This is a genomic window from Bacillus cereus group sp. BfR-BA-01331 (assembly GCF_022663915.1).
GTDB classification, from domain to species: domain Bacteria; phylum Bacillota; class Bacilli; order Bacillales; family Bacillaceae_G; genus Bacillus_A; species Bacillus_A mycoides.
Window position 1 is genome coordinate 228,520 of record NZ_JAKUGJ010000009.1, and the last position, 6,201, is coordinate 234,720.

A 6,201-nucleotide genomic window follows, 5' to 3' on the forward strand; every position below is an offset into this window, starting at 1 on the left:
AGGAGAGAGCATCTAGCCATGCATGGCTGTGCTTTATTTAAATGTCGAAACTGAAACCCAATTTAATATATGGAATAGACTAACAAAATTGGTATAATTATATTATTGTTTGTATAAGTAGAGAATATATAACAATTTATATTTCATAAAGGAGATGAACAAATGATCGGTGAAATGAAACGAGAAGCATTGTACTCTTTAAAGGGAAAATGGGGACTAGGTGTTGGATCAACGATTTTACATATTATTTTAAGTTATGTTGTTTCAATGGCTGCAATGCTTATACTTTTAATTCCAGGAATTATTATATTTTTCTTATTTGCTGGTTTAACAGGATCACTTGAAGAGGAAGTAATATCAGTCGGGGCAGGTATTACATTTGGAATTTTTTATTGCATAATGATCATTTTGAGTAATGCATCTTATGGTATTACATCATACGGTTATACGAATGTGTTGCTACAAATTAGTAAACGAGAAGATGCTAGAGTAGATTATTTATTTGAAGGATTTCGTGGCTTTAAAAGAATGATGAAAACAATGTGGGCTATGCTTGCGATTTTGTTATATACAGGTACGTGGATTCCGATGTTGTTACTAGGTGTATTCGCGTTTTTTGGTGAGGAAGGGAATGTATCGTTAACAATTGCTTTCTTTGTACTATTAGCTATTTCGATTGTTGTAATGATTGTGATGTATTTTTCTTATGCGATGACGTATTATGTTATGGTTGAAAATCCAGATTATAGCGTTTCACAGGCGATGAAAGAAAGTAAGAACTTTATGAAGGGGCATAAACTAGATTTATTTCTTTTATGGCTTAGCTTCATAGGATGGGCTATTTTAGCAATTCTTACTCTTGGAATAGGATTTCTTTGGCTTAGTCCATATGTAGGTACAACGACAGCACATTTTTATCGCTATATTGCAAAAGGTGAATTGCAGTAGGGACGTGCTATACTAATAGAATTATTACGTATAGGAGGTTAAGTATGATTAGTGATTTAAAAGGAGAAGCGCTAGATTCACTGGAAGGAAAATGGGGCTTAGCTGTTGGGGCAACATTACTTATTTCGATTCTTACTTCAGCTTTTAGTTTTAGTATTCAGTTCCTTCTCTCTCAGGTTTGGGAGTGGAAAGAAGTGAACAGCTCACTTTCAATAGATGTTATTACAATATTGCTGGTGGGGCCTTTAACGCTAGGGGGTTATTGTTTAGCACTACATATAATTCGTGAAAAAGAAGCGCGTATTGGGCATATATTTAGATGGTTTACAGAAGGAAGTAAGTTTATAAAGTCATTTTTATTATATATAGTAGTAAACATTTATATTTTCTTATGGTGTTTACTATTTATTATTCCAGGCATTATTAAATCATTTTCTTATGCGATGACGTATTTTATTATAAATGATCATCCTGAGTATTCAATAAATCAAGCTATTACAGAAAGTCGTCGTATGATGGCTGGACATAAGATGGAGTATTTCATTTTATGTTTAAGTTTTATTGGTTGGTTTATATTAAGTTGTATTACATTAGGGATTGGATTTTTATGGTTGATTCCGTATTTTTATACAACGACAGCAGCTTTTTACGAAGAGATTGCAGAAGAATATTACGAAAAAAGAATTCCGACACTTTAAAAAACACCCCGTGTGAACTATTGGTTCATACGGGGTGTTTTTTGTAGAAATTTTATAAACTGTTTACTTGTTAGAGGTTTACTGAAATAGTAACCTTGCATGTATTTACAGTTGTTTTTTTGCAGAAACTTAAGCTGTTTTTCTGTTTCAATTCCTTCAGCAACGACAGAGAGATTTAAAGTATTTGCAAGGGAAAGGATAGTGGAAACGATGGCTCTTTCTTCAGGCCGATGATCGGCTAGTTGTGTAAATTCTTTTGGTACTTTTAATGTATCGATAGGGAAAATTGATAAATAAGCAAGAGAAGAGTAGCCGGTACCGAAGTCATCAATGGACGTTTGAATACCATATTCTTTTAATTGCTTTAGTCTCGATAATGTTTCTTTTTCATCAATCATCGCAATTCGTTCTGTTAGTTCAAGTGTTACATCTTTCGGGTCAATCTTAACGTCCTTTAGTATTCGTGAAATATTTTCGATTAATTGATTTTGTTGAAATTCTTTCGCTGATAAATTGACACTCATTTTTAAGTTTGTGTATCCAAAACTTTGCCATATTTTTAGTTGAAGACAAGATTCTCGTAGCACCCAATGTCCAAGTGGGATGACCTGCGGAGTCTCTTCCACAATTGGAATGAACTCACATGGTGAAATGTCACCTAGGAGAGGGTGTTTCCAACGTATTAATGCTTCAGCACCGATAATTTTATTTGCTGTCGTATCAATTTGTGGTTGATAGACGAGATAAAATTCGTTGTTTACTAAAGCGAGTGGCAAATCTTTTTCGATTCGAGCTTTCCGTTCCATTTTTTTATATAGTTCTTTCGTGTAAAGAGAGCTCCGATTTTTCCCTTTATTTTTTGCTTCGTACATGGCCATATCAGCATGTTGTAAAATAGACAGCGGATCTTCACCTGCTTCAGGGTATATGGCAATTCCGATACTCGGTGAGATTCGTAAATGTTGATTTTCGATTTCGAATGGTTCGTTCATGGCTGCTACAATCATATCAGCTATCTTCTTTACATCTGTCCTTTTTTGATAATTTTCGATAAGGATTGTGAATTCATCCCCAGCTAACCGAGCAAGTTTCATATTATGTGTTGATATTCGCTCGAGCCTTTTTGCTACTGCAATTAATAGAAGATCCCCTACCCGGTGACCGAGGGTATCATTAATAACTTTAAAGCGGTCTAGGTCTAGAAACATAACAGCAAAAGGGCTTTTCGATATTTTTGCTCGTGCAATTGCTTTTTCTAAATACTGATGAAATGAACGGCGATTTGCAAGTTCCGTTAAAGTATCGTGATATGCTAGGAAATTAATTTGCTCTTGTTGCTGCTTGCTTTCTGTAATATCTTTAATCATTAAATAGGCCCCAGAAATATGTTCCTTTAAAAAGATGGGAACAGCTGTAACATGTAAGTAGTAAATATCTCTATTTTTATGATATGCCCGTATTTCTAAAGAAATAGATTTCCCTTTTTTCACGTGATGAAAGGCATTAATGATTTCTTCCAAATCTTGTTCATACATAAGTGAATAGTATGGTTGGTTTAATAATTCATTCGTTTGATAACCGAGTAAAGTAGTTCCAGCGTTGTTCACATTGAGAAAATTACCGTACAAATCTAATGTGAAAATTGGATCTGGATGATGCTCATATAAAGATTTAAACATTTGTTGGTTATGATATAACTCATTTTTTTGTTCTACTAAATCTTCTGTACGTAGTTCGATTTGTTTCTCGAGTTCTAAGCTGAATTGCATTTGGGCTAGCAATAATATTTTATTTTGTCTTCGAACTAACGTATGGCGTATGAGAACAAAGGCGAAAGTTACCATAAGTCCAATTACTACGATAGGTGCAAAAACATTTTCGACCAATATAAAAACAATAAGCATCACGACAGAAATATACGGTAATGATAATCGGATTGATTCACCAAATTGAGGCGTTAGTAATATTTGTTCTTGTTTTTCGGGCTCTTTTGTGTGAAGTATACAAGCGATTGCTACTAATACTAAGGTTACTTGATATAATGGAGCAACTGTGAACATAGAGTGCTCAGGCTGGAAGTATTTTATATAAGAATAAATAGCATCCGTAGTAGCATACAAAATTAAAGCACTGCCAAGAAGAGCGCCAACTTGTTTTGGTAGCAAGAATAATGGTCTGAATAAAAGGTTGATTCCTATTAAAAGAAAGAGTAAATCAGCCATTGGATACGTGAGTTGAACAAACATGTCGATATATGATGTTGTAAAAATATGAATGGTTCTTTCAATAAGCAAATAGTAGCTTAAAGTAAATTGAGCCGTAACAATAATACAAATATCACATATCGTAAAAAGCTGTTCCAATAAGTCTCGGCCATAAATAATTTCATATAGAAAGGCAAATGCAAAGCTAACTAAAAATAATAAGTAAAAAAAGTCTGATGGATCAACGAATGTATAGTAGTCATGCAAAATTAAGCGTTGATAAGCAACTATTATATCACCGATGAAATAAGAGAAGGTTCCGATAGTTAATATTATCCAAAATAAACGTGCTAATCCTTGTTTTACATTTGAAAAGTAAAATATATAACTGCAAATTGTAATATCAATTAATATGGTACTTATTCCAGTTAAAATTTGAAATGGAAGTGCGTATTCATATAAAAAGGGCATTGATACGTAATGAATAGTTATATACAACAATGAAATGCTTATAAGAATACTTACATGTGTTTGTTTTTTCATTTATATCACCCACTGTATATACATAAGAACCACCCTTTTGTAGTTTATGTTTTTTATGATTGTTTGAAAACATATAGAATTTCTATATTTATTTTACACATTTATTATGAGTTGTAAAAATAGATTTGCTCAGCAAGTATTAATTGTTGTTTCTGTTCCCAATATATCGACATAGGAATTTGAAGTTTGCTATAATGAATTAAATAGTTGCATTATTTAGAAAAATTTAAAAATAATAAATGATGCAAGTAAGACATATTGTTTACTATGTGAACTTGTTCTTAATTCAGGGGGGAGGGTTTCACAATGGCAAGTGTATATGAAAATAGTTATATGATCGTTTTGATTTTCTTGCTATTAGGTATATTGCTGCCGGTAGTGGCTCTTACATTAGGGAAAATGCTGCGTCCAAACAAACCGAGTGCAGCGAAAGCGACGACGTATGAGAGTGGAATTGAGCCTTTTCATGATGCAAATATTCGGTTTCATGCTCGTTATTATATTTTCGCTTTATTGTTCGTCATCTTTGATGTAGAAACTTTATTTTTATACCCATGGGCTGTTGCATATGACAAGCTTGGTTTATTTGCACTGATCGAAATGCTAATTTTCGTTGTGATGTTGCTAGTTGGATTAGCGTATGCTTGGAAAAAGAAGGTGTTACAATGGTTATAAATTTTGAGGAATTACACCCACAGGAGCGAGCGGAATTAGAAAGAAATATCTTTTTTTCTACATTGGAACAGTTGAAGGGATGGGCGCGGAGCAACTCTTTATGGCCGATGACATTTGGACTGGCATGCTGTGCGATTGAAATGATGGGAGTAGGTTCATCACATTACGATTTAGATCGATTTGGGTCATTTTTTCGGACTTCACCAAGACAATCGGACGTCATGATTGTGTCAGGAACGGTAACGAAGAAAATGGCACCTATTGTTCGTCGCCTATATGATCAAATGCCTGAACCGAAGTGGGTAATTGCGATGGGATCTTGTGCAACAGCCGGTGGTCCGTATGTGAATTCGTATGCTGTTGTGAAAGGTGTAGATCAAATTGTACCAGTTGATGTGTATATTCCTGGATGCCCTCCAAATCCTGCTGCTTTAATTTATGGAATTAATAAATTAAAAGAAAAAATTCGTTACGAGGCGAGGACCGGGAAGCAGGTGACGAATAAATGAGTGATCCAAATAAAGACTTAGAAAGTATGAAAAGAGAAGCAGCCCGTCATGCGAAAGAGGAAGCGCGAAAACGTCTTGCTGCGAAACATGAGGCGGAAATGTCTAAACTTGAAGGAGAACATCGAGAAAAAGAGAAAGCGCTACCAAAAGATAAGGGGATTAATGTAGAAGAAGCGAAACGTCTTGCCGCAGCAGCTGCAAAAGCAAAAGCAGCGGCACTAGCGAAGCAAAAGCGAGAAGGATCAGAAGAAGTAACGGACGAAGAAAAAGCCAAAGCGAAGGCAAAGGCCGCAGCAGCCGCAAAAGCAAAAGCAGCGGCATTAGCGAAACAAAAGCGAGAAGGATCAGAAGAAGTAACGGATGAAGAAAAAGCCAAAGCAAAGGCGAAAGCTGCAGCAGCCGCAAAAGCAAAAGCAGCGGCATTAGCGAAGCAAAAGCGAGAAGGATCAGAAGAAGTAACGGATGAAGAAAAAGCCAAAGCAAAGGCGAAAGCTGCAGCAGCCGCAAAAGCAAAAGCAGCGGTATTAGCAAAGCAAAAGCGAGAAGGATCAGAAGAAGTAACGGACGAAGAAAAAGCCAAAGCGAAGGCAAAGGCCGCAGCAGCCGCAAAAGCAAAAGCAGCGG

At 35.4% G+C, this 6,201-nt stretch carries 5 protein-coding genes and 1 pseudogene; 5 read left to right on the forward strand and 1 reads right to left on the reverse strand.

All coding sequences use genetic code 11. From position 1 onward, the window contains the following. Positions 1–162 precede the first annotated feature (162 nt). Positions 163–948: a DUF975 family protein gene (locus tag MR155_RS18375; protein ID WP_242310798.1), complete on the forward strand. Its 786-nt coding sequence runs from the start codon at positions 163–165 to the stop codon at positions 946–948. A gap of 44 nt (positions 949–992) precedes the next feature. Next, the gene (locus MR155_RS18380; RefSeq protein ID WP_002166408.1) at positions 993–1,646 is read left to right on the forward strand and encodes a DUF975 family protein; all 654 of its coding nucleotides are present in this window, start codon (positions 993–995) and stop codon (positions 1,644–1,646) included. Between the two features lie 17 nt (positions 1,647–1,663). Here the strand turns inward: MR155_RS18380 and MR155_RS18385 are convergent, their stop codons facing one another. Further along, positions 1,664–4,393 carry a putative bifunctional diguanylate cyclase/phosphodiesterase gene (locus tag MR155_RS18385; protein ID WP_242310800.1) on the reverse strand — a complete coding sequence of 910 codons (2,730 nt, stop codon included), beginning with the start codon at positions 4,391–4,393 and terminating at the stop codon, positions 1,664–1,666. Between the two features lie 306 nt (positions 4,394–4,699). Here MR155_RS18385 and nuoA point away from each other — a divergent pair, with 306 nt between their 5' ends. The 3 genes and pseudogenes from nuoA to MR155_RS18400 all read left to right on the forward strand — a co-directional run. Continuing rightward, a complete protein-coding gene (gene nuoA, locus MR155_RS18390; protein WP_000179270.1) occupies positions 4,700–5,068 on the forward strand; it encodes an NADH-quinone oxidoreductase subunit NuoA in 369 nt (122 codons plus the stop codon). Then, positions 5,059–5,577, forward strand: coding sequence for an NADH-quinone oxidoreductase subunit NuoB (gene nuoB, locus MR155_RS18395; protein WP_002089729.1), 519 nt, complete (start codon positions 5,059–5,061; stop codon positions 5,575–5,577). The genes nuoA and nuoB overlap by 10 nt, the downstream gene beginning before the upstream one ends. Continuing rightward, positions 5,574–6,201: pseudogene (locus MR155_RS18400) on the forward strand (NADH-quinone oxidoreductase subunit C); the annotation flags it as partial. The gene nuoB and the pseudogene MR155_RS18400, both read left to right, overlap by 4 nt.

Bases quoted from the DNA above. Each gene is read 5' to 3' on its own strand.
- MR155_RS18375 (WP_242310798.1), top strand. From the start codon at position 163: ATGATCGGTGAAATGAAACGAGAAGCATTGTACTCTTTAAAGGGAAAA.
- nuoB (WP_002089729.1), top strand. From the start codon at position 5,059: ATGGTTATAAATTTTGAGGAATTACACCCACAGGAGCGAGCGGAATTA.
- nuoA (WP_000179270.1), top strand. From the start codon at position 4,700: ATGGCAAGTGTATATGAAAATAGTTATATGATCGTTTTGATTTTCTTG.
- MR155_RS18380 (WP_002166408.1), top strand. From the start codon at position 993: ATGATTAGTGATTTAAAAGGAGAAGCGCTAGATTCACTGGAAGGAAAA.
- MR155_RS18385 (WP_242310800.1), bottom strand. From the start codon at position 4,393: ATGAAAAAACAAACACATGTAAGTATTCTTATAAGCATTTCATTGTTG.